The following is a 25,220-nucleotide window of genomic DNA, read 5'->3' on the forward strand; positions in this document are numbered from 1 at the left end:
CCCTACTTCACGACCGCGGCGGCGAGCTTGGACAGCGGCTCGGCGAGCGCGTTCACCGCGTCCGACAGCTCCTTGCGCTGCTCCTCGGTGACCTTGTCGTAGGAGACGAAGTCGTACGAGGTCTTGTCCGCGCGGTACTTGTCGAGCAGCGTGCCGAGCGCCGCGAACTGCTTGTCCAGCTCCCCGGTCAGCGCCGCGTCGTTCTTCGCGGCGACCGGCTTGAGCAACTCGTACGCCTTCTGCGCGCCCTCCACGTTGCCCTTGAAGTCGACGAGGTCGGTGTGCGCGTAGCGGTCCTCCTCGCCGGTGACCTTGCCGGTGGCCACCTCGTCGAGGAGTTCCTTGGCGCCGTTGGCCATGGAGGTCGGGGTGATCTCGGCGGTGCCGACCCGCTTCTGCCAGACCGTCAGATCGGTCACCAACTGGTCGGCGAGTGCCTTCTCCTCGGCGCCGATCTTCTTGTCCTGCCAGAGGGCCTTCTCCAGCCGGTGCCAGCCGGTCCACTTCTGGCCCTCCTCAAGGCCGTCCTCGCGGACGTCGACCTTGGGGTCGATGGTGCCGAAGGACTCGGCTACCGGCTCCGTGCGCTCCCAGCCGAGGCGGGAGAGCGCGTAGGCGTCCTTGGCGGCCGCGAGGTCGCCGGCCTTGACCGCCTGTGTGAAGGTCCTGACCCGCGGCAGCGTCTCGTCGGCCTGGTCCTGGGCGTACTGGCGGTACTCCGCGACGGCCTTGTCCAGCGCGGGGTCCCGCTCGGCACTCGCGCCTGCGCCGGTCACCGTGAGCTTCTGCCGGACGCCGTGGCCCTTCATGCCGGGCCGGCAGGCGATCTCGTACGAGCCCGCCTTCACCTCGGCGGTCAGCGTGTACTTGGTGCCCGGCCCGATGTTCTCCTTCTCGGAGACGATCCGGTCGTCCGGGAAGAGGATCTCGACCTCGGTGGCCTTGGAGCCCTTGTTCTCGATCTTCAGGGTGACCTGCCCGGCCGGAACCGACGTGGCCGAGGTGTCGCAGGTGGAGTCGGCGGCGGTCACCTGGATCGCGTCGCCGTCCTTCGCGTCGCTCTTTGCGGTGCAGGCCGTGAGGGCGGTCAGGGCGGCCACGGCTGTGGCAGCGGTGACGGTGAGGCGGACGGCACGCATGCGGGCTCCAAGCGGGAAGCGGTGTGGTGAGGCTGACCTAACTTACCTGAGCCTTACCTCACTCATACCCGGCCGGGTGGTGATTCGGCTCTCACGGAAACATCACAGACACGGCTTGATCTCACCGACTCAAAGTGGATCCCAAGGAATGGCAAAGAGGAAGTCAAGTGGGGGGAAGCGGTGCGGGTGGGGCGCCGCGGAGCCGGATCCGTGGGCGGTCGGCGTCCACGGCCGGGGCGGGGCCGTGGCGGGCGGCGGGCGCGACCGGGGCGGACCCGCCCGCCCGCGATGCTTCAATTCCCCCGTGACTTCCCCCGGGACCACCTCCGCGACCACCTCCGCGACCACCCCCGCGACTTCCCCCGTTGCTTCCCCGGCTTCCCCCGGGACCGAGTACGACGTACTCCGCGTCTTCTGCGGGCCGAACGGCGGTTACGGCCAGGAGGTCGGCGTCGTCCGCGACGGCTCGGTGCAGCCCGGCCGCGCCGACCGGCAGGCACTGGCCGCGCAACTCGGCTTCGGCGCGACCGTGTTCGTGGACGACCCCGAGCGCGGAGCGGTCGACCTCTACGCGCCCACCCTGCGCCTGCCCTTCGCCGGTCACCCCTGCGTCGGTGCGGCCTGGCTGCTGGACGTGCCCGAACTGGTCACGCCCGCCGGGGTGGTGGGGGCCCGGCTCGACGGCGAGTTCAGCTGGATCGAGGCGCGGGCGGAGTGGGCGCCGCCGCACACCCTGCGCCAGTACGCCACGGCGGCCGAGGTCGACGCGCTGCCGGTCCCACCGCCGGGGGCGCGGGCACCCGAGGCGCCTTCGGCGAGGACCTACGCCTGGGCCTGGGCCGACGAGGCGGCCGGCCGCGTCCGCGCCCGCGCCTGGGGCGTCGACGAGGACGAGGCGACCGGCACGGCGGCGCTGCTCCTCACCGAACGGCTGGGCCGCGCGCTCAACATCTCCCAGGGCGCGGGCTCCCAGATCCTGACCGCGCCGCAGCCCCACGGGTGGGTGGAGATCGGCGGACGCGTGCTGCTGGAACGCTGACGGCCGGCACTCCGCCGCGGCGGAGGTCAGGCGCTCAGCGGGAACTCCTCGCCCAGGGCGCCGAACACCGCGGCGTTCAGGGCGAACGCCGCCTTGCACTCGGCCACGATCCGCTGCCGCTCCAGGTCGTCCACGGCCAGCGCGTCCAGCGTCTCCCGGTAACCCCGCTTGAACGCCGCGGGGTTGGGGATCCGCTCGAACACATAGAACCGGACCCCGTCGCCCCGCTTCGCGAACCCCCAGGTCCGCTCCGCCCTGTCCCGGATGAGCTGCCCGCCGGAGAGGTCGCCGAGGTAGCGGGTGTAGTGGTGGGCGACGTACCCGCCGGGCCAGCGCGCCGCGCACTCCCGCACCCGGTCCGCGTACGCCCGCGTCGCCGGCAGCGCGGTCAGCGTCGACCGCCACTCGGGGCCGCGCAGGTGCTTGAGGTCCCGCTCCAGTGAGGCCAGCCGGAACAGCTCCGGCCGGACGAAGGGGCCGGCCACCGGATCCGACGCCAGCCGTCCGGCACCGGCCTCCAGCGCCTCGTACAGGAACCACAGCTGCTCCGTGTACCGCGCGAAGGCGGCCACGCCGAGGCCGCCGCCGAGCAGGTCGCCCAGGAACGTCGATGCCTCCGCCGCCCGGTGCTGCTCGTGGGACGCGGTGCGGATGAGTGCCGAGAAGGACTCCATGCCCATGCACCCCACTCTCTGAGGTAAGCCTTACCTAAGTCAAGTGTTTTGCCGACATGATGTCGGTAAAACACTACAAGAGAAAGCCCGCCCTCCCCAGTCCGGGGAGAGCGGGCCCGGCCGCCGCGGGCGGCCCTCACGGCAGGGTCAGGATCTCCGCCCCGGTGTCCGTCACCACCAGCGTGTGCTCGAACTGCGCGGTCCGCCTGCGGTCCTTCGTGACCACCGTCCAGCCGTCGTCCCACATGTCGTACTCGTGCGTGCCCAGCGTCAGCATCGGCTCGATGGTGAACGTCATCCCCGGCCGCATGACCGTCGTCGCCTGCGGACTGTCGTAGTGCGGGATGATCAGCCCCGAGTGGAAGGACGAGTTGATGCCGTGGCCGGTGAAGTCACGGACCACGCCGTAACCGAAGCGCCGCGCGTACGACTCGATGACCCGGCCGATGACATTGATCTGCCGCCCCGGCCGGACTGCCTTGATCGCCCGGTCGAGCGCCTCCCGGGTCCGCTCCACCAGCAGCCGCGACTCCTCGTCGACGTCGCCGACCAGGTACGTCGCGTTGTTGTCGCCGTGCACCCCGCCGAAGTACGCCGTCACGTCCAGGTTGACGATGTCCCCGTCGCGCAGCGCCGTCGAGTCCGGGATGCCGTGGCAGATCACCTCGTTGACGCTGGTGCACAGCGACTTGGGGAAGCCGCGGTAACCGAGCGTGGACGGGTAGGCGCCGTGGTCGCACATGTACGCGTGCGCCACCGCGTCCAGCTCGTCCGTGGTCACCCCGGGCGCGATGAGCTTCGCGGCCTCCGCCATCGCCCGAGCGGCGATCCGCCCCGCGACCCGCATCGCCTCGACGGTCTCGGGGGTCTGCACCTCCGGCCCGGTGTACGGCGTCGGCGCGGGCTTGCCGACGTACGCGGGCCGGCGGATGTTTCCGGGTACCGAACGGGTGGGAGACAGCTCCCCTGGTACGAGCAGCGACTGGCCAGACATGCCAGCGAGTCTAACCAGCGGGCATGGGGGACCATGTCCCTGGCGAAAGGAGCCGGTCATGGCCCTGTTCAAGAAGCGCACGGTCGGAAAGCCGGGCGAGTGGTACTACTGCCTCGAACACAAGAAGGTCGAAGAGGGTCCGGAGTGCCCGGCCAAGGACCGCTTCGGGCCGTACGCGACCCGTACGGAGGCCGAGCACGCGATGGCGACCGCCCGCGAGCGCAACCTGGAGTGGGAGACCGACCCGCGCTGGCACGACGCGGCGGGCCGGTCCACCGACGACGACTGACCGGCCCGTGGCGTCCCGGCCCGCCCGTCCCGCACCGGCTCGCCCGGCTCAGCCCGTCCGGGTCGGCTCCGGCTCGCCGCCGGGCGCGCTCGCGCGCTGTGCGCGCAGCCGCACCGCGTGCTCGTTCGTCCGCGCGTCGTACGTCATCAGCCCCGGCAGGCACAGCACCAGCAGCCCCACCGCGCCCGCGCACAGCGCCCCGCCGGACCAGACCGAGGCCCGCACGCCCCACCAGGCGGCGAAGCCACCCGACCGGACCTGGCCGAGCTGCGGCCCCACCGAGTACGACAACAGCTCGATCCCGGCGAGCCGCCCGCGCAGCTCGTCCGGGATCGTCTGGTTCCAGATGGCCGCCCGGAAGATCCCGCTGACCATGTCGAAGCCGCCGCCCAGGGTCAGGAACAGCAGGACGAGCCAGACGTTGCCGCAGATCCCGGCGGCGGCCACGGAAAGCCCCCACAGCACCGCCGCGCCCGCCACCAGCAGCCCGTGCCGGTGGATCCGCGAGGTCCAGCCACTGGTCAGGCTCACCAGCAGGGAACCGGCCGGCAAAGCGGCGTACTCCCCCATAGCCTTAAGGGCATGGGGGGACCCCCATGCCCCAGTGACCATGCGGCGTGCAGTTCGTCCGCGAGGAACGGCAGCACGGCCAGCGGCATCGCGAGGAACATCGCCGCGAGGTCGACGACGTACGTACCGAGGAGTTCCTTGCGGCTCCAGGCGTACCGGGCGCCTTCGAGGATCGCGGCGAGCGAGGGCCGCACCGCCTCGCGGGCCGCGGGGGAGGGGGCTGTGCGCACCACGAACAGCAGCGAGACCGCGAAGGTCAGCGCGTCGACGGCGTACGCCCAGCCGAGCCCCGCGTAGGCCACCACGACCCCGGCGAGCGCCGGGCCCGCCACCCCGCCCACCGTCCAGCGCAGCGAGTTGAGCGCCGCCGCGGCCGGCAACTGCTCGTGCGCCACGATCCGCGGCCACAGCGAGTCCAGCGCGGGCCGCTGGACCGCGCCGACGGCGGAGGTGAGGGCGGCCACCATGTACAGCGGCCACACCGGTGGGCTCGGCAGCAGGGCGTTCAGCAGCAGCACCGCGCTCAGCAGGCCCTGGCCGGCCTCCGTCCACAGGATCAGCTTCCGCTTGTCCAGCGCGTCCGCGAGCGCCCCGCCGTACAGCCCGAAGACCACCAGCGGCACCAGCTCCACGGCACCGATCGCGCCCACCGCGGCGGCGGACCCGGTCAGCTCCTTCACCTGCACCGGCAGCGCCACGAAGGTGAGGAAGCTGCCGAAGTTGCTGACCAGCCCCGACACCCAGAGCCTGCGGAAGTCGACGGAGGCGCGCCAGGGGGCGAGATCCGGGAGGAGGGCACGAGTCACGAGGTGCCATGATCGGCCGCCCGCCCCGGGCGCGGCAACCGCTTTTCCCGCCGCTCCCACCGCCGAAGGGCCAGGGCCCCGGTACCGGTCCGGCCGGGGACCGGCGGTCAGCCGGCGGCCGACGGTCCCGTCACCAGGACGCCGGCGGCGGGGCCGTCAGGTTCTCCGCCAGCCTCGACAGCCGGTCGCGGAACGTCCGGCGCCCCCGCGGGGACGGCACCGCGTTCTCGCCGGCCGCCGCGCTCACCAGGTGCTGCACGGTGTCCAGGTCCAGTTCGCCGCCCTCCGGCACCGCCAGCGCCTCGTGGGCCATCGCGGCCAGTTCGCCCCCACCGGAGCCGAGGGCCAGCACCGTCACCCCGGCCCGCCGCGCGTCGTGCACCCGGTCCAGCAGCGGCGCGTGCTCGTCGGGCGCCACGACGAGCAGGGTCTCGCCCCGCCGCGCCGCCGTGATCCGCCCCGGTCCGACGGCCAGATGCGCCGGGTCGGTGGGGCGCGCGGCGTGCCGTACCAGCGTCGGGGCCAGTTCGGGCGTGCCCGACCAGGCCGCCTCGTCCACCAGGTGTGCCGCCAGGTGCCACGGCTCGTACTCCGGCGTGCCCACCAGCAGCAGACCGCCGCCGTGCGCCACCACCGACCCGCGCAGCACCCCCGCGAACCGCCGCGTGGCCCCCAACCACTCGGTCCCGGCGAGCACTTCGCGCAACAACGCCACCCGTACCGCGTCCATGCCCCCGCATCCTGCCGTAAAAGGCCACTCGCGATGCGGTGTTCACCCCGAATTCGCCCGACCCGGGGAGGGTGCCCAGCCCCGATACCGATGAGGAGCCGGCCCATGACCGACGTCAGTGTCCCCTTCCGCGCGGGCACGGAAGGGTACGCCGGCTACCGGATCCCGGCCGTCGTCGTCACCGGCTCCGGCGCCGTACTGGCCTTCTGCGAGGGCCGGGTCGACTCCGCCGCGGACCACGGGCGGGTCGACATCGTGCTGAAGCGCTCCACCGACGGCGGCCGTACCTGGGGGCCACTGCGGATCGCCGCGCCGGGCGGCGCGGACCTCGCCGGAAACCCCGCCCCGGTCGTCCTCGGCACCGGTCGGATCCTGCTCGTGCACGTCCGCGCCGCCGCGCTCGCCACCGAGGACGCCGTACGGCGCGGCACGGTCGAGGACGCGGACGGCCGCCGGGTCTGGGTGCGGCACAGCGACGACGAGGGCACGACCTGGTCGGAGCCCGCGCCTACGAAACCATCACATTTCGCCGGGTGGGCGTGACGGCACTCACCTGACCGGATGGGCGGGTGGCCACGGACGTAGAGTCGCCGCATGACCTCTACGGACAGCGCACAGCAGCCCACTGGGACACCCGTCGGGACCCCGGCCAAGGACCCCTGGGACCTGCCCGACGTCTCCGGGCTCGTCGTCGGCGTGCTCGGCGGCACCGGGCCGCAGGGCAAGGGCCTTGCCTACCGGCTCGCACGGGCCGGCCAGAAGGTGATCATCGGTTCCCGGGCCGCCGAGCGCGCCCGCGCCGCCGCCGAGGAACTGGGCCACGGCGTCGAGGGCTTCGACAACGCCGAGACCGCCCGCCGCAGCGACGTGGTGATCGTCGCCGTGCCCTGGGACGGCCACGGCAAGACGCTTGAGGCGCTGCGCGCGGACCTGGCGGGCAAGCTCGTCGTGGACTGCGTCAACCCGCTCGGCTTCGACAAGAAGGGCGCCTTCGCGCTCCGGCCGGAGGAGGGCAGCGCCGCCGAGCAGGCCGCCGCCCTGCTGCCGGACTCCCGGGTCGCCGCCGCCTTCCACCACCTCTCCGCGGTGCTGCTCCAGGACCCGGAGATCGCCGAGATCGACACCGACGTGATGGTCCTCGGCGAGGAGCGGGCCGATGTGGAGACCGTGCAGGCGCTGGCCGGGCGGATCCCGGGCATGCGCGGGATCTTCGCCGGTCGGCTGCGCAACGCCCACCAGGTGGAGTCGCTGGTCGCCAACCTGATCTCGGTCAACCGCCGGTACAAGGCGCACGCGGGGCTCCGCCTCACCGACGTGTGAGCCGCACCGGACCGGACGTGTGAGCCGCACCGGACCATGGGGGACACTGGTGGCCGTCCAGCAGTGCCCCCCGACAGGAGTCCGTCCCATGCCCCCCTTGCTCCCACCCGGCCCGACCCGGCGACTGGCCGTCTACGCCCTGGCCGTCTGCGTCCTCGCCGTCGCCGCCGCCGTCGTCTCGTTCGTCCAGGGCAGCTGGCTGGGCGTCGTCTGGGTACTGCTGGCGGGGCTGTCCAGCAACATGTGCTGGTACTACGCGAAGCGCGCCAGGACCGGGCGCGGGCCGTCCGTCACGGGCTGAACGAGCAGTACGGGTTGGCGCCCAGCCAGAAGCGGTACAACTCGTGACCGCAGTACTGGTCGAAGGGGTCGATCCCGAGGCCGCGCAGGATCGTGTCGATCAGGTCGAAGAACGCGTTGTTGACCGACGGGATCCACAGCAGCGCGAACACGAACAGCAGCCCGAACGCCGCGAACGGCTCCACCTGGCGCTTGACGCCGTACGGCAGCCACGGCTCGATCACGCCGTACCCGTCCAGGCCCGGCACCGGCAGGAAGTTCAGGATCGCCGCCGTGACCTGGAGCAGGGCCAGGAACGCCAGCGCGTACCGGAAGTCCCGGGGGACCCCGTCCAGGGCGTGCAGCCAGAACGGCGCCGTGCACACCGCGGCGAACAGCACGTTCGTCAGCGGGCCCGCCGCCGAGATCAGGCTGTGCCGCCAGCGGCCCCGGATCCGGCCGCGCTCGATGAACACCGCGCCGCCCGGCAGCCCGATCCCGCCCATGATCAGGAAGAGCACCGGCAGCACGATGCTCAGCAGCGCGTGCGTGTACTTCAGCGGGTTGAGCGTCAGATAGCCCTTGGCGCCCACCGTGATGTCGCCGCTGTGCAGCGCGGTGCGCGCGTGCGCGTACTCGTGCAGGCACAGGGAGACGATCCAGGCCGCGGTCACGAACAGGAACACGGCGATGCCCGGCTGCTCGGCGAAGCCCGTCCAGGTGGCCCAGCCGGTGACCGCGGTGACGGCCAGCAGCCCGAGGAAGACCGGGCTGATCCGCCGGTCGCTGTGGCGGACGGTGGCGGTGGTCATGGGGCGGGCTCCTGGTGGGGACGTGTCGGACGGTGCGCGGGGTCGACCGTACCGGTGATGTGGGGGGAACGTCCTGCGGGCCGGTGCGGGTTCCTGGTAGCCGTTGCGTCGTAAGCCGAGTCGGCTGAGGAGGTGGCCATGACGATCGCCGACTGGGTCGAGTCCGTGCGGCGCGTGTGACACCCGCGTCCCCGCGCCCGCCGGGGCCCGCCTCGGCACCCGCCTGAAACCCGGAGGCGGTGTTCCTGCGTCACCAGGGACAATGGACCCCGTGCGCTACCGCATCCTAGGCACCACCCAGGCCCTGCGCCCCGACGGAACCCCCGTCCCGGTCGGCGGGGCCCGCCTGCGTGCCCTGCTGGCCGTACTGGCGCTGCGACCGGGCCGTACGGTGCCCGTCAGTGTGCTGGTCGACGAGGTGTGGGACGGACAGCCGCCCGCCGACGCGACGGGCGCGCTCCAGGCACTGGTCGGCCGGCTGCGCCGCGCGCTGGGCGCGGACGCGGTCGCCTCGGCGGACGGCGGCTACCGGCTCGCCGCCGCGCCCGACGACATCGACCTGCACCGTTTCGAGCGGCTGACCGGCGACGGCCTGCGCGCGCTGGCCGACGGCGACCCCGCGAAGGCGGCCGGCGTCCTCGACGACGCGCTCGCCCTGTGGCAGGGGCCGGCCCTCGCCGACCTGCCCGACCGCACCGCCGAGGCGGCCCGGCTCGACGCCCGGCGGCTGGACGCGCTGCGCGCCCGGCACACCGCCGCCCTCGCGCTCGGCCACGCCGAACAGACGCTGCCCGAGCTGACCGCCCTGTGCGACGGCCACCCCCTGGACGAGCCCTTGCAGGCGCTGCGGCTGCGCGCCCTGCGCGACGCGGGCCGCACGGCCGAGGCGCTGGCCGCCTACGAGGAGATACGGCAACTGCTCGCGGACCGGCTCGGCACCGACCCGGGAAGCGAACTGCGGGCGTTGCACGCGGAGTTGCTGCGTCCGCAGGATCCGGGGGAGCACCGGGCCGACGGGGAGCGGGGAGCCCCCCGTGCAAGCGCGTCCAGCGACGGCACTCCGGCCGGCCCCGGGGCGGTGGGCGGCGGCGCCCCGTCCGGTCACGGCCGCTCCGCCCCGGCACCGGGCACGCCCGTCGCGTCCGGCGCCCCGCTCACCGCCGCCGGTGCCCCCGCCCTGGCCGCCGTCGGCTCCGGCGGCCCCGCCGCGCCCCCGCCGCCCGGCAACCTGCGCGCCCGGCTCACCTCCTTCGTCGGCCGGGAAGGCGACATCGAGGCGATCCGCGGCGACCTCGGATCGGCGCGGCTCGTCACCCTCCTCGGGCCCGGCGGCGCGGGCAAGACCCGGCTGTCCCAGGAGGCCGCCGAGACCGTGCGGCACGCGGCCCGGGACGGGGTGTGGCTGGCCGAACTGGCACCCGTCGACGACCCCGCCGCCGTACCCGAGGCCGTGCTCACCGCCCTCGGGGCCCGCGAGACCGTGCTGTACGGCGCCGGCGCCGAGGCCATGCGGGCCGGTGCCGACCGGCACGACGACCCCGTCGAGCGCCTGGCCGAACACTGCGGCAGGCGCCGGATGCTGATCGTCCTCGACAACTGCGAGCACGTCGTGGACGCGGCGGCCCGGCTGGTCGAGCAGCTGCTGGAGCGCTGCCCGGAGCTGACGGTGCTGGCCACCAGCCGCGAACCCCTCGGCGTACCGGGCGAGTTGCTGCGACCGGTGGAGCCGCTGCCGGAACCGGTCGCGCTGCGACTGCTCGCCGACCGGGGCGCCACGGCGAGACCCGGATTCCGCATCGACGAGGACCCCGCGGCCTGCGCCGAGATCTGTCTGCGCCTCGACGGACTGCCCCTCGCCATCGAGCTGGCGGCCGCCCGGCTACGCATGCTGACACCGCGCCAGATCGCCGACCGGCTCGACGACCGCTTCCGGCTGCTCACCTCCGGCAGTCGCACGGTGCTGCCCCGCCAGCAGACCCTGCGGGCCGTCGTCGACTGGTCCTGGGAACTGCTCGACGAGGACGAACGGAACGTGCTGCGCGGGCTGTCGGTCTTCGCGGGCGGCTGCGACCTCGCCGCGGCCGAGGCCGTCTGCGGCCCCGTCGCGCTTCAGGCGCTGGGCTCGCTCGTCGACAAGTCGCTGGTGGTGGCGGAGCCCGCGGGGACGGGGGAGATGCGCTACCGGCTCCTGGAGACCGTCGCCGAGTACGCGGGCGAACGGCTCGACGAGGCGGGCGGGCGGGCCGAGGTCTCGCGCGCGCACCTGACGTACTACCGCGAACTGGCCCGCACCACCGACCCGCTGCTGCGCGGCGCCGGCCAGCTCGCCGCCATCGAACGGCTGGAGCGCGAGTACGAGAACCTGCGCACGGCGCTGCGGCACGCGGTCACCGAGCGGGACGAGCAGGAGGCGCTCTGCCTGGTCCTGTCGCTGGCCTGGTACTGGCAGATGCGCGACCTGCGCATCGAGGCCGGCAACTGGTCCCGCGAGGTCCAGCCGCTCGGCCCCGACCCGTTCACCGAGCCCGTCACCCCGGCCGGCCCGCTGTGGGAGCGCTGCACGGACACCCCGCCCCCGTGGAGCGGAGAGGTCCTCGCCGAGGCCAGACGCGGTGTGCACCTCGTCCATCTCGCCTGCATGGACACCGAGCTGGAGGTCTGGCAGACCCCGCAGTCACAGGCCAAGCTGCGCACCATCGCCGCGACCTACGAGCCGGGGCTGCCGCAGACCTGCCGCAGTCCCGGCTCCCTCTGGTTCTTCGCCGTCATGCTCTCCGGCGCCATGGAACGGGTGCGTACGGTCGTCGACGCCACCGTCGACACCTGCCGCTCGACCCCCGGGTACGACTGGGAGCTGGCCGCCAGTCTCCAGATGCGGGCCAACCTGCTCGCCAACCGCAGCGACTGGGCGGGCGACGCCGCCCACGACGCCGACGAGTCGCTGGAGATCTACCGCCGGCTCGGCGACCGGTGGGGCACCGCCGAGGCCCTCTCCGCACGCGGCGAGGCCCATGAGCGCAAGGGCGCGTACCGGCAGGCGGCGGACGACTACGAGGCGGCGTCCGAGCAGGCCGCCCGGCTCGGCGCCCGCCACCACGTGGCGGTGCTGGACGCCCGGCTCGGCAGCGCGCTGGTGGAGGCGGGTGAGACCGAGGCCGGGGAGCGCCTGCTGCGCGACGTGATCGCCCGGAAGGACGGCTCGGGCAACGAGGCGATGCCCGCCGCCCGGCTGTTCCTCGCGGGACGGCTCGGCGTGACCGGCCGGATCACCGAGGCGCGCGAGCAACTGCGGTTGCTGCGCGAGGAGTTCAAGATCGCGCACTTCGTTGTCTTCGACTCCTTCATCCTGGGTCAGGAGGCTTGGCTGGACGCGGCCGACGGCCGGCACGAGGAGTCCCTGGACAAGATCCGGCGGGCGCTCGAACAGGCGCGGGACCCGCTCGCCGAGGCCATCGCCCCGTCCATGCGGTCCGCTTACCTGATCACCGCGGCGACCGCCCTCACCGGCTCGGACGGCGGCCGTCGCGCCCGCGACGCCGCCCGCTGCATCGGGACCGCCGACGGGATACTGCCGCGCGGCCACGTCCGGTCGCAGTTGGAGCGCGAGGTGCGCGCCCGAGCCGTGGAAGGGGCCCGCGCCGCGCTCGGCGACGCGGCCTACCGGGCCGCGTACGCGGAGGGCGGCGGGCTCTCCCCGGAGGAGGCCGCCGCCCTGATCTGACCCGGACCCGGCCGTGAACACGGCGGAGGCCGGGGCCGCGTCAGCTCTTGGTGCGGAACTTGTGGATCGCGACGGGCGCCATCACCACCGTGATCGCCGCGGACCAGGCCAGCGTGATCCACAGGTCGTGGGCGACCGGGCCGCCCACCATCAGTCCGCGGGCCGCGTCCGCCAGCGTGGACAGCGGGTTGTAGTCGGTGAACGCCTGGAGCCAGCCCGGCATCGACTGGGTCGGTGCGAAGATCGACGAGCCGAACTGAAGCGGGAACAGCACCAGGAAGCCCATCGCCTGCACGGACTGCGCGTTCTTCAGGACCACGCCCAGGGTGAGGAACACCCACATGATCGACGAGGCGAAGGCCGCGGACAGCCCCACGGCGGCGAACAGGCCGCCCCAGTGGTGGATGTGGAAACCGACCAGGACGGACACGATCATCAGCACGGCCGTCGCGAACAGCATCCGCGCCAGTTCCACCGAGATCTTCGCGAACAGCACCGAGCCGCGCCCGATGGGCAGCGACCGGAAGCGGTCCATGACCCCGGAGTTGAAGTCCTGGCTGAAGCCGGTACCGACGCCCTGGGACAGCGTCATGCTCATCATCGCGATCATGCCGGGGATGACGTACTGCACGTACCCCTCCTGGCCGCCGCCCAGGGCCTGTCCGATCGAGCCGCCGAAGACGTACACGAACAGCAGGGTGAAGACGATCGGCATCAGCAGCGCGTCGAACATCGACTCCGGGTCCTGCCGGATCCACAGCAGATTGCGGCGGATCAGCGCCCCGGTGTGGCGCAGATGGCCACGCAGCGGGATCCGGGCGTCGGGCACGGAAGCGGCGGCGGTGGCGGTGGCGGTTGTCATACGGCGACCTCCTGGCGGGTGTCGGCGGGCGCGGGGTCCTGCGGGGCACTGGCGCGGTGGCCGGTGAGCGACAGGAACACCTCGTCCAGGCTGGGCAGTTCGGTGGTGATCGAGGAGATGGTGATGCCGCGCGCGGTGACCGCGCCGACCACCGCGGTCAGCTGCTCGTCGCTGAGGATGGGCACCAGCAGGGTGCCGGCGTCGGTGTCCACGGTCGTCGCGGCGAGACCGGTGATGCCCAGTTCGTCCAGCATTCCGGCGAGCGGGCGCAGCTCCAGCGGATCGGCCGGCCGTACCCGCAGCGTGCGCCCGCCGACCTTCGCCTTCAGCTCCTCGATGCGGCCGTTCGCGATGACCTTCCCACGGTCCACCACGGTCAGTTCGGAGGCGAGCTGTTCGGCCTCCTCCATGTACTGGGTGGTCAGCAGGACGGTGACCCCTTCCCCGACCATGGCCTTGACCTCGTCCCACACCTCGTTGCGGGTCCGCGGGTCGAGACCGGTCGTCGGCTCGTCCAGGTAGAGCACCTCGGGCCGCCCGATCATCGAGGCGGCCAGGTCGAGCCGGCGCCGCATGCCGCCGGAGTAGGTGGCCGCGGGCCGCTTGGCGGCGTCCGTCAGCGAGAACCGCTCCAGCAGTTCGTCGGCGCGGGTACGGGCCTCCCTGCGCGGCAGGTCGAGCAGCCGCCCGATCATGTACAGGTTCTCCCAGCCCGGAAGCTTCTCGTCCACCGAGGCGTACTGCCCGGTGAGTCCGATCACCCGGCGCAGTTGCCGGGGCTGCCGGACGACGTCGTAGCCGGCGACGGTCGCCCGGCCGGCGTCGGGAGCGAGCAGGGTGGACAGGATGCGTACGAGGGTGGTCTTGCCGGCGCCGTTCGGCCCGAGCACACCCATCACGGTGCCCTCGCGCACGTCCAGGTCCACGCCGTCCAGCGCTTTGGTCTCGCCGTAGTGCTTGACCAGCCCCCGCACGGTCACGGCGTCGCCGCGGCCGCTGGGCTCGTTGTCGATTCGCGTCATGGCATGAACGGTGCCAGCCCGCACCGACAAACGGCCTACAGGACACCGACAGCGGAGGAACACCGGCCGACAACGGCGGACGGCCCGCCGACGGGGGACGATCGGCGGGCCGTCCTGGGTGTTTCCACGGTGGCAACTGGCGCGCGGCGCACCGGTACGGCGACGCCGCCCAGGGCACTGAGCACTGCTCTGAAGGGGCGTGGGGAACCGGGGTCCCCCTGTTGGAGCGAAGCCGGGAACTCGGGGAGCGGCCGGCCACGGCGGCGCCGCAGACGAACGACGGCCCGTGCGTGTCGCGCCACTCCCGGCGGAGCGGCTAGTGGACGGAGTGCTCCTCCTGCGGGAACGTTCCGCCGACGACCTCCTCGGCGAAGGACTTGGCCGCGTCGCCCATGACCGCGCGCAGATCGGCGTACTGCTTCACGAACTTCGGGACCCGCCCGCCGGTCAGCCCCATCATGTCGGTCCACACCAGGACCTGCGCGTCCGTGTTCGGACCTGCGCCGATGCCGACGGTCGGGATGTGCAGCACCCGGGTCACCTCGGCCGCCAGCTCCGCCGGGACCAGTTCGAGCACCACCGCGAAGGCGCCCGCGTCCTGCACGGCCTTCGCGTCGCGCAGCAGTTGCTGGGCCGCCTCCTCGCCGCGCCCCTGCACCCGGTAGCCCATGGCGTGCACGGACTGCGGGGTGAGGCCGATGTGCGCCATGACCGGGATGCCGGACTGCACCAGCAACTCGATCTGGCCGTGCGAGCGCTCGCCGCCCTCCAGCTTCACGGCGCCGACCCCGGCCTCCTTCACCAGCCGGGTCGCCGAGCGCAGCGCCTGCACCGGCCCCTCCTGGTAGGACCCGAAGGGCAGGTCGCCCACGATCAGGGCGCGCTGCGTGCCGCGCACGACCGCGGCCGACAGCATGGTCATCTCGTCGAGGGTGACGGGTACGGTCGTCTCGTACCCGAGGTGGCAGTTGCCCGCCGAGTCGCCGACCAGCATCACCGGGATGCCGGCCTCGTCGAAGACGGAGGCGGTCATGGCGTCGTAGGCCGTGAGCATGGGCCACTTCTCGCCCCGCTCCTTGGCGAGGCCGATGTCGCGGACGGTGATGCGGCGGGTGCCCTTGCCCCCGTACAGCGCTTTGCTGCCGTCGGAGGACCTGGTCCGGGCAGCCGGAAGCTGCGTCATTGCAACGGCTCCTTCAGTCGTCTCGAAGCGCCCTCACGGCGTCTCCGGATCCCCTCCATGGTGGCACCTCGTGCCAGGGAGGGCCAGGGGACCTCCGTGTGTTCCGGGCGTGTTCGGGTGTGATCCCCTTCGCATCCCTCCTCGCACCCGCGGTCTCCGGGTGCGCCGCCGCGGGCCGTTCGGCGGTTGCCGGTTGCCGGTCGCTGGTCGCTGGTGGTCGGTGGTCGGTGGTCCGTTGGGCGGTTGGGCGGTTGGGTGATTGCCGGTCGGTGTGTTGGGCGGTGGCCGGTGGGGTGTGTCCGGTCGGCCGCACCCGGGTACTCGCCGCTTTCTCTCTGTGTAAGGTCTGGGTAAAAGAAATAAGATACGAGACGGTTCCGTATCGGAATTGTTCTAGGGTCATTCCCATGACAACTCCCGCTGTACCCGCCTCCCGGATACCCGAAGAGGTGCACAGACGCCGGTGGGTCATCCTCGGCGTCCTCATACTGAGCCTGCTGATCGTGGTGCTCGACAACTCGATCCTGAACGTCGCGGTCAAGACGATCTCCACCCCCGCACCCACCGGTCTTGGCGCCACCCAGAGCGAGATCGAGTGGGCGATCAACTCCTACACGCTCGTCTTCGCCGGGCTGCTGTTCACCTCGGGTCTCGTCGGCGACCGGCTGGGCCGCAAGAAGGTCCTGCTCGGTGGCCTCGTCGTGTTCGGTATCGGCTCGGCCCTGGCGGCCGAGTCCGGGTCCCCGGGTCAGCTCATCGCCTACCGCGCGCTCATGGCGCTCGGCGCCGCCTTCGTCATGCCCGCCACCCTCGCCGTGCTCATGAACGTCTTCGAACGCGCGGAGCAGCCCAAGGCCATCGGCATCTGGGCGGGCGGCGTCGGACTCGGCATCGCCATCGGCCCGATCACCGGCGGCGCGCTCCTCGACCACTTCTGGTGGGGCTCCGTCTTCCTCGTCAACGTGCCGATCGTGATCGTCGCGGTGGCGCTGATGATCTGGCTCGTGCCCGACTCGCGCGACCCGAACCCCGGCCGGCTCGACCCGGTCGGCGTCGTGCTCTCCGTGGTCGGCCTGGTCCTGCTCGTCTACGGCATCATCAAGGGCGGCGAACTGGCCGACTTCACCGACCCGAAGGTGCTCCTCACCATCGTCGCCGGCCTTGCCGTCCTCGTCGGCTTCGTCGTTTACGAGAAGCGCAGCGACCACCCGTCCCTGGACGTGACCTACTTCAAGAGCAAGACCTTCTCGGCCGCCATGGCCGCCATCGCGCTGGTCTTCTTCGCGCTGATGGGCGTCACGTTCTTCAGCGTCTTCTACACCCAGAGCGTGCTCGGCTACTCGCCGTTGGAGGCCGGTGCGCTGATGCTGCCGCTGGCCGTCGCCCAGATGGTCTTCGCGCCGCGCGCCCGGCTCGTCGTCGACCGGTTCGGCAACCGGGTCACCACCGCGGCGGGCCTGGTCCTGATCGCCGTGACCCTGGCCGTCTTCGCCCTGCTCAAGGCGGACACGCCGATCTGGATCCTGGAGGTGGACGTCTTCCTGATGGGTACCGCCATGGCGCACATCATGACGCCGACCTCCGTCGTCATCATGCAGGCCCTGCCGCGCGAGAAGGCCGGCTCCGCCTCCGCGCTGAGCAACACCTTCCGCCAGGTCGGCGGCGCCCTCGGCATCGCCGTACTCGGCTCGGTCCTGTCCACCGCGTACCACGACGGCATCGAGGGCAAGCTGGGGGCGGTCCCGGCCGGCCTGCGGGACGCCGCGGGGGACTCCATCGAGGCCACCCTGGGTGTCGCCGCGAAGCTCGGCCCGCAGGGCAGGGCGCTGGCCGGCGCGGCCGACGACGCGTTCCTGCACGCCATGCACGTCACCGCGCTGTGCGGGGCCGGCGTCGCACTGCTCGGCGCGCTGGTGGTGGCGCTGTTCCTGCCCGGCAGGCCGCCGGCGGCGCAGGAGGGCGAGAAGGACCGGGAACTGGTCGTGGCCGCGGAGTAGCCGACGCGTGCCCGCAGGGGGCGGCACGGCGGAAGGGGGGCGCTGCGGGAGAATTCCCGCAGCACAGCGAAAGGACGGAGTGACGTGAGCTCTGCCGGAAGCCACCCCAAGCCGTGCGGTCCCGCCCGGGGCCGACCCCGCAGCGAGGCCGTGGAACGCGCCATCCTGGAAGGTGTGATGAAGCTCCTGGAGGACGGCGTGCCGCTCGCCGAGCTGTCCATCGAGCGGGTCGCCCGCACGGCCGGTGTCGGCAAGGCCACCATCTACCGGCGCTGGGCGGGCAAGGAGGACCTGTTCGCCGACGTGATGCGCGCCGCCGAACTCCCCGAACCCGAACTCCCCGGCACCTCCATGCGCGACGACCTGATCGTCCTGCTCGAATCGGTGCGCCTGCGCGGCGTGGCCAGCCGCTCGTCGTTGATCCTGTACAACGCCCACGCGCAGATGAAGAACAGCCCGAAGGTCTGGGCCGCCTACCACGCCAACGTGATAGCGCCCCGGCGCAAGCTGAGCCTGGAGGTGCTGCGCCGGGGACAGCGCACCGGCGAACTCCGCACGGACGTCGACCTCGAACTGGCCAACGACCTGCTCGTCGGACCGATGCTCCTGCGCTCCGTCCTGCGCCCCGAGCTCGAACTCCCCGAGGACCTGGCTCAGCAGATTGTCGACACCGCGCTGGCGGGCCTCCGGCCGCCCGCCGGACCGTCCGGCACATAGTCCGAATATTCGCGTTTCGTCACAGTCCTCACCCGTCCCGGGGATGCCCGGAACTTCCGGCACCCGCCCGTTCGTCGTCGACTTCCGTAGGGCCGCCACGGGAGGCGGGAACGGGGCCGATCATCCCCTAGGGTCGTAACCCGGGGGAACGACGGTGTGCACAGCGGGTAGTGAGGCGACGGTATGGCACAACAGGCATACGTGACGGAAACGGAAGACAGCGGCTCCGGACCCGAGCAGCGGCGCTCCCGGCTCCGGCGCCTGGTGTCCCGTCCGCTCCGCGGCTGGCGGGGCGACCGCGGCATCTGGCGCCGCGGCATCATCCTCGCCGTCATCGCCGTCCTGCTCGCCCTGGTGATGATGCTGCACTCGCGCATCCCCAACACCGTGGGCAATCTCGGCAGTCTCACCGAGACCTTCCTGCCCTGGCTCGGCCTGCTGATCCCGGTGCTGCTGATCCTCGGCCTCGTCCGCCGGTCGGTCACCGCGCTGATCGCGACGGTGCTGCCGCTCATCGGGTGGCTGAACCTCTTCGGCGGGCTGGTCATCGACCGCACGGCGACCGGTGGCGACCTCATGGTCGCCACCCACAACGTCAACGCCGACAACCCGGACCCGTCCCGCACCGCCCGCGACCTGACCGGCTCCGGCGCGGACGTGCTGGCGCTGGAGGAGCTGACGGCCCCCGTGGTCCCGGTGTACGAGAAGGCGCTGGCCTCAACGTACAAGTACCACGAGGTCGTCGGCACGGTCGGGCTGTGGAGCAAGTACCCGATGACCGCGGTCCGGTCCGTGGACATCAAGCTGGGCTGGGAACGCGCGATGCGCGCCACGGTCTCGACCCCCGCGGGTCAGGTCGCGGTGTACGTCGCCCATCTGCCCTCGGTGCGGGTGAAGGCCGCCACCGGCTTCACCGCACGGCAGCGGGACAAGAGCGCCGACGCGCTGGGCACGGCGATCTCCCACGAGACGCTCCAGCGGGTGGTGCTGCTCGGCGATCTGAACGGCACGATGAACGACCGCTCCCTGACCGCGATCACCTCCCAGCTGCGCTCCACCCAGGGCGCGGCGGGCAGCGGGTTCGGGTTCAGCTGGCCGGCGTCGTTCCCGATGGCGCGGATCGACCAGGTCATGGTCAAGGGGGTCAAGCCGGAGAGTTCCTGGACCCTCCCGCGCACCGGCAGCGACCACCTCCCGGTGGCGGCCCGGGTCCAGGTCAGCACCCCTGACTGAGCGGTCGGAGCCATCCGCGCCGGTCCGGGCCGCCGGACCCCACCGCGGCGCCGCCGCACGGGAACGGCGGCCCGTCACGGTCCTTCCGGCGGCACGGCCCGCCACGGTCCTTCCGGCGGCGCGGCCCGTCAGGGTTCTCCCGGCGGCGCGGCCCGCCACGGTCCTTCCGGCGGCGCGGCCCGCCACGGTCCTTCCGGCGGCGCGGCCCGCCACGGTCCTTCCGGCGGCGTGGGCCGTCACGGTCCTCCCGCGTGGCCCGTCACGGTCCTGCTGGCGGCGCGGCCTCAGGGTCCTCCCGGCGGCGCGGCCCGCGCCGACGTCAGGCCGATTCGCGCCACCCATTGGTGATCGGAAGCCGGCGGTCCTTGCCGAAGCCCTTGGCCGAGATCTTCGTGCCCGGCGGGTACTGGCGGCGCTTGTACTCCGCGGTGTCCACCATGCGCAGGGTCTTCGTGACCAGCGCCGGGTCGAAGCCGGCCGCGACGATCGCGTCCGCGCCCTTGTCGTGGTCGACGTAGAGGTCGAGGATCGCGTCCAGGACCGGGTAGTCCGGCAGCGAGTCCGTGTCGACCTGGCCGGGGCGCAGCTCCGCGCTCGGCGGCTTGTCGATGGAGTTCTCGGGGATCGGCGGGGTCTGGCCGCGCTCGGCCGCCGCCCGGTTGCGCCACCGGGCCAACTCGAAGACCGACGTCTTGTACAGGTCCTTGATCGGGCCGTACGCGCCCACCGAGTCGCCGTACAGCGTCGAGTATCCGACGGCCAGCTCGGACTTGTTGCCGGGGGCGAGGACGATGTGGCCCTCCTGGTTGGAGATGGCCATCAGCAGCGTGCCGCGCAGCCGCGACTGGAGGTTCTCCTCGGCGAGGCCGGTCAGTTCGGTCGACGCCAGGTACGCGTCGAACATGGGGGCGATCGGCACGGTCCGGAAGTTGAGCCCGGTGCGGTGGGCCAGCTGAGCCGCGTCGTCCCTGGAGTGGTCCGAGGAGTACTTCGACGGCATCGACACGCCGTACACGTTCTCCGCGCCCACCGCGTCGCAGGCGAGCGCCGCCACCAGCGCCGAGTCGATGCCGCCGGACAGCCCGATCAGGACGGACCGGAAGCCGTTCTTGCGCACATAGGCGCGCAGGCCGACCACCAGGGCCGAGTAGACCTCCTCGTCGTCGTCGAGGCGGTCCGCGTAGCCGCCCGTCCGCTCCGGCGGGTAGGCGGGCAGCGGGTCCTCGGAGAGGATCACCCGGTCGATGCGCAGCCCGTCGTCCACCACACCGGTGGGCGGTTGCGCCGAGGCCGCGGGCAGCTCCAGGTCGAGGACCACGCAGCCCTCGGTGAACTGCGGCGCCCGCGCGAGAACCGCGCCGTCGGCGTCGACGACGATCGAGTCGCCGTCGAAGACCAGCTCGTCCTGCCCGCCGGTCATGGCGAGGTAGGCCGTCGTGCAGCCCGCCTCCTGGGCCCGCTTGCGCACCAGCTCAAGCCGGGTGTCGTCCTTGTCGCGCTCGTACGGCGAGGCGTTGACGGACAGCAGCAGGCCCGCCCCCGCCGACCGGGCCGCCGGCACCCGGCCGCCGTCCTGCCACAGGTCCTCGCAGATGGCCAGGGCGACGTCGACGCCGTGCACGCGCACCACCGGCATGGTGTCGCCGGGCACGAAGTAGCGGAACTCGTCGAAGACGCCGTAGTTCGGCAGGTGGTGCTTGGCGAAGGTGAGGACCGGCTCGCCGCGGTACAGCACCGCCGCCGCGTTCCGCGGGGCGCCGGCCGGCTGGCCGTACTTCGGCTGGGCGCTGTCGCTGCGGTCCAGGTAGCCGACGATCACCGGCAGCTCCCCGAAGCCCTCCGCCGCGAGCCGGGCGGCGAGCGCGCCCAGCGCGTCCCGGGACGCCTGGACGAAGGACGACCGGAGGGCGAGGTCCTCGACGGGATACCCGGTCAGCACCATCTCCGGGAACGCCACGAGATGCGCTCCCTGCTCGGCCGAGTGCCGGGTCCAGCGGAGGATCGTCTCGGTGTTGCCGGCGAGGTCGCCGACGCGCGAGTCGATCTGGTTCAGGGCGAGACGAAGTTGAGGCACACGCCCAGTGTAATCGTCAGAGCGACGCGATGGGGGTGGCGCGGAGTGTGGTGCACCCCACGCCACCCCCTGGCGGCAGCTTGATCAGTGGCGCCGGTACGACTGGACGTAGCCGTTCGCGGGCGAGCCCACGCCGGTCACGTCGTCGTAGCCCTTCACGGCCTTGAGCGAGCTGTCCTGGCCGAGGACGCGGACCGAGGTCAGCAGGCCGTCGGTGGCGTCGACGCTGTTGGCGTAGTCGACGCGGGCGACCGCCAGGCCGGAGCCGGTCGGGTCGTCCGTGACGTCGTGGTACGCCTTCGAGCCGGCCTTGGCGTAGATCGCCGGGTTGGCGAAGCCGATCGCGTGGCCGCCGCGCGCCTCCTGGGACAGCGCCTGCACGGCCGCGATCACCGGCGCGGCCAGCGAGGTGCCGCCGATGCGGTACTCGCTGTACTGCTGGGACCCGTCCGGGAAGGTCTGCGTCTGGCCGACGAGGAAGCCGGTGTTCGGGTCGGCGATCGCCGAGATGTCCGGGACGACGCGGTTGCCGGCGGCGCTGTTGGCCTTGGCGAGCGAGTTCGGGACGACACCCTTCTGGTAGAAGGGCTCGGCCACGGTCCTGCTGGTGCCGCCGCCCGCGCCGGAGGTGAACGCGCCGGGGAAGCCGGTCCAGCTCTTGCCGTCCGCCGACAGGTTCGCCTTCTCGGTGCCCCAGCCGGTCTCCCACAGGTACGTGTCGCCCTTGCCGACGGCCAGCGAGGTGCCGCCGACCGCGGTCACCCAGGCCGAGTTGGCGGGGGTGTCGACCTGCTTCGTACCGGTGTTGGCGACCTCGTCGCCGTTGTCGCCGGAGGAGAAGTAGAAGCCGATGCCCTGGACGGCGCCGAGCTGGAAGACCTGGTCGTAGGCGGCCTGGATGTCCGGCGTCTCGTTGGCCTCGATGTCGCCCCAGGAGTTGGAGACGATGTCCGCCAGGTGGTTGTCGACGACCTTGGCGAGCGAGTCCAGCAGGTCGTTGTCGTAGCAGGACGCGGCGCCCACGTAGGTGACGTCGGCGGCGGGCGCGACCGCGTGCACGGCCTCGACGTCCAGGGTCTCCTCGCCGTACCAGCCGGCCGCCCCGCACTCCTCGGTGTTCGTGTAGGCGTCGGGCAGTGCCTGCTTCAGCTGGCCGTGCTTCCAGCCCGCGTCGCCGTTCTTCTTCGCGTAGGCGGCGGCGTCGGCGGCGATGGTCGGCGAGGCGTAGGCGTCGGTGATGGCGACGCGGACGCCCTTGCCGGTGTACTTGCCGGCGCCGTAGGCGGACCGCAGCTGCTTGCCGGTGTAGCCCTTGACGGCGTACGGGATCTTCTGGCCGAACGCGCTCGGCAGCGAACCGGCGGTGTTCGAGCCGTAGTACGAGGAGAACGGCCCGGCGTTCTTGAACACGGCGTCCGGCGGCGGGAGTTCGTCCTGGTGGGTCGCCGTGTGCGGGGCGTTGTCCAGGCCCGTCACGGTGAGCACGGCGCCGTCGAGAGCGGCGGGCACGGAGGCGGTGGCGTTGGGCGCCCGGTAGGTCTTGGCGCCCTTGGCGTAGTTGTGCAGCTGGGTGCCGAACGCCTTCTCGGCGGCCGACACGTCACCGGAGACGGCGACGTAGTGCTGGGTGACCTCCGTGACCGTCAGGCCGGCCGAGGTCAGCCACGACTTCACGGCGTCCACCTGGCCCTTGGTCGCGCCGTAGCGCGCCTGCACCTGGGCGGCGCTGAGGTACTTGCCGTACTGCGGCGAGGACGGGTCGGAGACCGCCTTCGCGTACGCGGCGAGGCCGGAGGCGTCCCGGCCCGCCAGATACACCCGGGCGGCGACCCGGGAGCTGTTCGCGGTGGCGCCCTTGTCCGCTGTGGCGGTGGCCCAGGCGGGCCTGGTGCCCGCGAGAGTGTCCCGGGCCGGACCGTCCGCGGCGTGGGCCGCGGGTATGCCGAGAGCGAGCGCGCCGGCGAGCATGGGCAGTGTCGCCGCCATGCTCACTCCGGCACGCGCCATGGCGCGGTTGGATCTCATTGAACCCCCTGCGATGCGGTTCGCAAGCACGAAGTGGTAGGAGTTCGCCGATCCACACGGGGGGTCCGTCATGGTCAGAGGCCCACGAATGGATCACACGACGGGGGTCACTCTGACGGATGAAACGTTCATGCCAGGGGAACGCGGGGGTCAAGAGAAGCTCAAGGACGGTTCATCCGGGGTGAATTGAGGTTTTCGTCCGCGCGCACATCAGGAACGGGGTGCCGCGCCGCGGTCCTTGAGCATGCCGGCCATCAACTCGATCTCGGACTGCTGCGAGGCGACCATGCCCTCGGCGAGCCGCTTCTCCACGCCGACCGTGCACCGGGCGACACACCCCTCGGCCATGTGCACGCCGCCCTTGTGATGGTCCGTCATGAGCTGGAGGTAGAAGATTTCCGCCCGCTTGCCGGACAGGGTGCCCAGCTTCTTCAGGTCGGTGTTGGTCGCCATGCCCGGCATCAGCGCGCCGTCCTGGCCGGGCGGCATGTCGCCCATGCCCATCCAGGTCATCGGCGGCTTCGCGGACACCTTCGGCAGCCCCCACAGGTCCAGCCAGCCGAGCAGCATGCCCCGCTGGTTGGCCTGGGTCTGGGCGATGTCGTAGGCGAGCCGCCGCACCTCCTCGTCGTCGGTGCGGTCGCGCACGATGTACGACATCTCGACCGCCTGCTGGTGGTGGACCGCCATGTCCCGGGCGAACCCGGCGTCCGCGGACTCGGCGGCCGGTACCGCCGTGCCCGAGCCGCCGTCCTCGGCGACCGCGTAGGTGATCGCGCCGGCCGCGACCAGCGCCGCCACCGCGGTCCCCGCGACCCAGCCGATGTGCCGCTTCATCGCGCCGCCCTCACTTCGACGTCCCGCCGGTGCACGAGGCACCCGGCTCGGGCGTCTGGTCGCCCTGCACGTAGGTGGAGAAGAACTTGGCCACCATCGGGTCGTCCGCGCTCTTGACCGTCACCTGGTGGCCCCAGGCCGACAGCATCAGCGGCGCCGCCTGGTCCTCGAACGGACTCATCAGCGAGTACGGGGTCTGCTTCACCTTCGCCGCGAGCGCGTCCACGTCCGCCTTCTGCGCCGCCGTGGTGTACGTCACCCAGACGGCGCCGTGCTCCAGCGCGTGCACCGCGTTCTCGTTCTTCACCGGCGCGGTGTAGACGTCGCCGTTGCAGTTGAGCCAGACCGGGTTGTGGTTGCCGCCCACCGGCGGCTGCATCGGGTACTTCACGCTGGTCGTGACGTGGGTCCGTGACAGCTCGCCCTGCCAGGTGCGCACCCCGTCCTTGCCGGTGGTGAAGTGTCCCGAGTCGCCGGAGCCCTTGCCGTCGCTCGACGCGCTGTCCTTCCCGTCGGACTGCGAGTTCACGAGGACGACACCGCCGACGACGAGACCGGCGACGACCACCACGCTCGCGGCGACGGTGAGCAGTCGGTTGCGGCGCTCGCGGGCGCGCTCCGCGCGCTGCATCTCCGCGATACGGGCCTTGCGTGCCGCGCTGCTGCTGTTCTTGGCGGAACCCATGAGGCGTGTCCTTCTGGGGGGAAGAAGAGGAAAGGGCAAAAAGTGTCGGGGAAGCGGTGCGGAAGTGGCGCTCGCTGATCGTAATGGGGCAAGGGCCGTCTTCGTAGGGAGGGCACAGGATTCCGGGCAAGCGAAACGCGCGGGGCCGCCGTACCGGTGGCCCCGGCCACGGCGGACAGGAACGATCGGTATCGGCCATTACGGATGAGGGT

Annotated in this window: 20 protein-coding genes and 2 pseudogenes; 9 read left to right on the forward strand and 13 right to left on the reverse strand. The window is 72.3% G+C overall.

The genetic code is table 11. From position 1 onward, the window contains the following. Nucleotides 1–2: 2 nt before the first annotated feature. Nucleotides 3–1,139 (reverse strand): iron uptake system protein EfeO, encoded by a 1,137-nt coding sequence (gene efeO / locus ACFC09_RS12020; RefSeq protein WP_376526170.1) that lies wholly within the window; start codon nt 1,137–1,139, stop codon nt 3–5. Nucleotides 1,140–1,443: 304 nt separating this feature from the next. Between efeO and ACFC09_RS12025 the strand changes: the two genes are divergently transcribed. Beyond that, the gene (locus ACFC09_RS12025) at nt 1,444–2,178 is read left to right on the forward strand and encodes a PhzF family phenazine biosynthesis protein (RefSeq protein ID WP_376526172.1); all 735 of its coding nucleotides are present in this window, start codon (nt 1,444–1,446) and stop codon (nt 2,176–2,178) included. A 26-nt stretch (nt 2,179–2,204) separates the two neighbouring features. On the opposite strand, the gene ACFC09_RS12030 is transcribed toward ACFC09_RS12025, so the two are convergent. Beyond that, nucleotides 2,205–2,852, reverse strand: a complete 648-nt coding sequence (locus ACFC09_RS12030; protein WP_376526330.1) for a heme oxygenase (biliverdin-producing) — start codon at nt 2,850–2,852, stop codon at nt 2,205–2,207. A 136-nt stretch (nt 2,853–2,988) separates the two neighbouring features. Continuing rightward, nucleotides 2,989–3,846 carry a type I methionyl aminopeptidase gene (gene map / locus ACFC09_RS12035; RefSeq protein ID WP_376526173.1) on the reverse strand — a complete coding sequence of 286 codons (858 nt, stop codon included), beginning with the start codon at nt 3,844–3,846 and terminating at the stop codon, nt 2,989–2,991. A gap of 58 nt (nt 3,847–3,904) precedes the next feature. Here map and ACFC09_RS12040 point away from each other — a divergent pair, with 58 nt between their 5' ends. After that, on the forward strand, nt 3,905–4,135 hold the full coding sequence (locus ACFC09_RS12040; protein WP_376526175.1) for a hypothetical protein: 231 nt from the start codon (nt 3,905–3,907) through the stop codon (nt 4,133–4,135). Nucleotides 4,136–4,183: 48 nt separating this feature from the next. Here the strand turns inward: ACFC09_RS12040 and ACFC09_RS12045 are convergent. Then, nucleotides 4,184–5,511, reverse strand: a pseudogene (locus ACFC09_RS12045) (MFS transporter). A gap of 130 nt (nt 5,512–5,641) precedes the next feature. After that, a complete protein-coding gene (locus ACFC09_RS12050) occupies nt 5,642–6,241 on the reverse strand; it encodes a hypothetical protein (RefSeq protein ID WP_376526177.1) in 600 nt (199 codons plus the stop codon). Between the two features lie 105 nt (nt 6,242–6,346). Between ACFC09_RS12050 and ACFC09_RS12055 the strand changes: the two are divergent. From ACFC09_RS12055 to ACFC09_RS12065, 3 genes and pseudogenes are all read left to right on the forward strand, one after another. Further along, nucleotides 6,347–6,745 (forward strand): annotated as a pseudogene (locus ACFC09_RS12055) (exo-alpha-sialidase); the annotation flags it as partial. A 90-nt stretch (nt 6,746–6,835) separates the two neighbouring features. Further along, on the forward strand, nt 6,836–7,561 hold the full coding sequence (gene npdG / locus ACFC09_RS12060) for an NADPH-dependent F420 reductase (RefSeq protein WP_376526179.1): 726 nt from the start codon (nt 6,836–6,838) through the stop codon (nt 7,559–7,561). A gap of 88 nt (nt 7,562–7,649) precedes the next feature. Beyond that, complete coding sequence (locus tag ACFC09_RS12065; RefSeq protein ID WP_376526180.1) at nt 7,650–7,862, forward strand: hypothetical protein; 213 nt, start codon at nt 7,650–7,652, stop codon at nt 7,860–7,862. Here ACFC09_RS12065 and ACFC09_RS12070 read toward each other — a convergent pair. After that, the gene (locus ACFC09_RS12070; protein WP_376526182.1) at nt 7,852–8,652 is read right to left on the reverse strand and encodes a site-2 protease family protein; all 801 of its coding nucleotides are present in this window, start codon (nt 8,650–8,652) and stop codon (nt 7,852–7,854) included. The two genes, ACFC09_RS12065 and ACFC09_RS12070, sit on opposite strands and share 11 nt — an antisense overlap. Before the next feature lie 262 nt (nt 8,653–8,914). Between ACFC09_RS12070 and ACFC09_RS12075 the strand changes: the two genes are divergently transcribed. Beyond that, on the forward strand, nt 8,915–12,373 hold the full coding sequence (locus ACFC09_RS12075; RefSeq protein ID WP_376526184.1) for a BTAD domain-containing putative transcriptional regulator: 3,459 nt from the start codon (nt 8,915–8,917) through the stop codon (nt 12,371–12,373). A 40-nt stretch (nt 12,374–12,413) separates the two neighbouring features. Here ACFC09_RS12075 and ACFC09_RS12080 read toward each other — a convergent pair whose 3' ends face one another. From ACFC09_RS12080 to panB, 3 genes are all read right to left on the reverse strand, one after another. Then, on the reverse strand, nt 12,414–13,235 hold the full coding sequence (locus tag ACFC09_RS12080) for an ABC transporter permease (protein WP_376526185.1): 822 nt from the start codon (nt 13,233–13,235) through the stop codon (nt 12,414–12,416). Beyond that, nucleotides 13,232–14,257, reverse strand: coding sequence for an ATP-binding cassette domain-containing protein (locus ACFC09_RS12085; RefSeq protein WP_376526187.1), 1,026 nt, complete (start codon nt 14,255–14,257; stop codon nt 13,232–13,234). The genes ACFC09_RS12080 and ACFC09_RS12085 overlap by 4 nt, the downstream gene beginning before the upstream one ends. Before the next feature lie 316 nt (nt 14,258–14,573). Next, nucleotides 14,574–15,440: a 3-methyl-2-oxobutanoate hydroxymethyltransferase gene (panB, locus tag ACFC09_RS12090; protein WP_376526188.1), complete on the reverse strand. Its 867-nt coding sequence runs from the start codon at nt 15,438–15,440 to the stop codon at nt 14,574–14,576. A 407-nt stretch (nt 15,441–15,847) separates the two neighbouring features. On the opposite strand from panB, the gene ACFC09_RS12095 reads away from it, so the two are divergent. The 3 genes from ACFC09_RS12095 (at nt 15,848) to ACFC09_RS12105 (ending at nt 19,387) form a co-directional block, all read left to right on the forward strand. Next, nucleotides 15,848–17,437, forward strand: coding sequence for an MFS transporter (locus ACFC09_RS12095; protein ID WP_376526189.1), 1,590 nt, complete (start codon nt 15,848–15,850; stop codon nt 17,435–17,437). Nucleotides 17,438–17,521: 84 nt separating this feature from the next. After that, complete coding sequence (locus ACFC09_RS12100; RefSeq protein ID WP_376526190.1) at nt 17,522–18,154, forward strand: TetR/AcrR family transcriptional regulator; 633 nt, start codon at nt 17,522–17,524, stop codon at nt 18,152–18,154. 183 nt (nt 18,155–18,337) lie between these two features. Further along, entirely contained in the window at nt 18,338–19,387 is a 1,050-nt protein-coding gene (locus ACFC09_RS12105) for an endonuclease/exonuclease/phosphatase family protein (RefSeq protein WP_376526192.1), read from the forward strand. Between the two features lie 319 nt (nt 19,388–19,706). Here ACFC09_RS12105 and ACFC09_RS12110 read toward each other — a convergent pair whose 3' ends face one another. From ACFC09_RS12110 to ACFC09_RS12125, 4 genes are all read right to left on the reverse strand, one after another. After that, nucleotides 19,707–21,461 (reverse strand): NAD+ synthase, encoded by a 1,755-nt coding sequence (locus tag ACFC09_RS12110; RefSeq protein ID WP_376526194.1) that lies wholly within the window; start codon nt 21,459–21,461, stop codon nt 19,707–19,709. 84 nt (nt 21,462–21,545) lie between these two features. Next, the gene (locus ACFC09_RS12115; protein ID WP_376526196.1) at nt 21,546–23,486 is read right to left on the reverse strand and encodes a protease pro-enzyme activation domain-containing protein; all 1,941 of its coding nucleotides are present in this window, start codon (nt 23,484–23,486) and stop codon (nt 21,546–21,548) included. Between the two features lie 210 nt (nt 23,487–23,696). Continuing rightward, complete coding sequence (locus tag ACFC09_RS12120; protein WP_376526197.1) at nt 23,697–24,323, reverse strand: DUF305 domain-containing protein; 627 nt, start codon at nt 24,321–24,323, stop codon at nt 23,697–23,699. A gap of 10 nt (nt 24,324–24,333) precedes the next feature. Further along, the gene (locus ACFC09_RS12125) at nt 24,334–25,008 is read right to left on the reverse strand and encodes a DUF3105 domain-containing protein (protein WP_376526198.1); all 675 of its coding nucleotides are present in this window, start codon (nt 25,006–25,008) and stop codon (nt 24,334–24,336) included. Nucleotides 25,009–25,220: the final 212 nt, after the last annotated feature.

The sequence above is a fragment of the Streptomyces sp. NPDC056161 genome (genome assembly GCF_042268025.1).
Classification (GTDB): Bacteria; Actinomycetota; Actinomycetes; order Streptomycetales; family Streptomycetaceae; genus Streptomyces.

Bases quoted from the DNA above. Each gene is read 5' to 3' on its own strand.
- efeO (WP_376526170.1), bottom strand. From the start codon at position 1,139: ATGCGTGCCGTCCGCCTCACCGTCACCGCTGCCACAGCCGTGGCCGCC.
- ACFC09_RS12030 (WP_376526330.1), bottom strand. From the start codon at position 2,852: ATGGAGTCCTTCTCGGCACTCATCCGCACCGCGTCCCACGAGCAGCAC.
- map (WP_376526173.1), bottom strand. From the start codon at position 3,846: ATGTCTGGCCAGTCGCTGCTCGTACCAGGGGAGCTGTCTCCCACCCGT.
- ACFC09_RS12040 (WP_376526175.1), top strand. From the start codon at position 3,905: ATGGCCCTGTTCAAGAAGCGCACGGTCGGAAAGCCGGGCGAGTGGTAC.
- ACFC09_RS12050 (WP_376526177.1), bottom strand. From the start codon at position 6,241: ATGGACGCGGTACGGGTGGCGTTGTTGCGCGAAGTGCTCGCCGGGACC.
- npdG (WP_376526179.1), top strand. From the start codon at position 6,836: ATGACCTCTACGGACAGCGCACAGCAGCCCACTGGGACACCCGTCGGG.
- ACFC09_RS12065 (WP_376526180.1), top strand. From the start codon at position 7,650: ATGCCCCCCTTGCTCCCACCCGGCCCGACCCGGCGACTGGCCGTCTAC.
- ACFC09_RS12070 (WP_376526182.1), bottom strand. From the start codon at position 8,652: ATGACCACCGCCACCGTCCGCCACAGCGACCGGCGGATCAGCCCGGTC.
- ACFC09_RS12075 (WP_376526184.1), top strand. From the start codon at position 8,915: ATGGACCCCGTGCGCTACCGCATCCTAGGCACCACCCAGGCCCTGCGC.
- ACFC09_RS12080 (WP_376526185.1), bottom strand. From the start codon at position 13,235: ATGACAACCGCCACCGCCACCGCCGCCGCTTCCGTGCCCGACGCCCGG.
- ACFC09_RS12085 (WP_376526187.1), bottom strand. From the start codon at position 14,257: ATGACGCGAATCGACAACGAGCCCAGCGGCCGCGGCGACGCCGTGACC.
- panB (WP_376526188.1), bottom strand. From the start codon at position 15,440: ATGACGCAGCTTCCGGCTGCCCGGACCAGGTCCTCCGACGGCAGCAAA.
- ACFC09_RS12095 (WP_376526189.1), top strand. From the start codon at position 15,848: ATGACAACTCCCGCTGTACCCGCCTCCCGGATACCCGAAGAGGTGCAC.
- ACFC09_RS12105 (WP_376526192.1), top strand. From the start codon at position 18,338: ATGGCACAACAGGCATACGTGACGGAAACGGAAGACAGCGGCTCCGGA.
- ACFC09_RS12115 (WP_376526196.1), bottom strand. From the start codon at position 23,486: ATGAGATCCAACCGCGCCATGGCGCGTGCCGGAGTGAGCATGGCGGCG.
- ACFC09_RS12120 (WP_376526197.1), bottom strand. From the start codon at position 24,323: ATGAAGCGGCACATCGGCTGGGTCGCGGGGACCGCGGTGGCGGCGCTG.
- ACFC09_RS12125 (WP_376526198.1), bottom strand. From the start codon at position 25,008: ATGGGTTCCGCCAAGAACAGCAGCAGCGCGGCACGCAAGGCCCGTATC.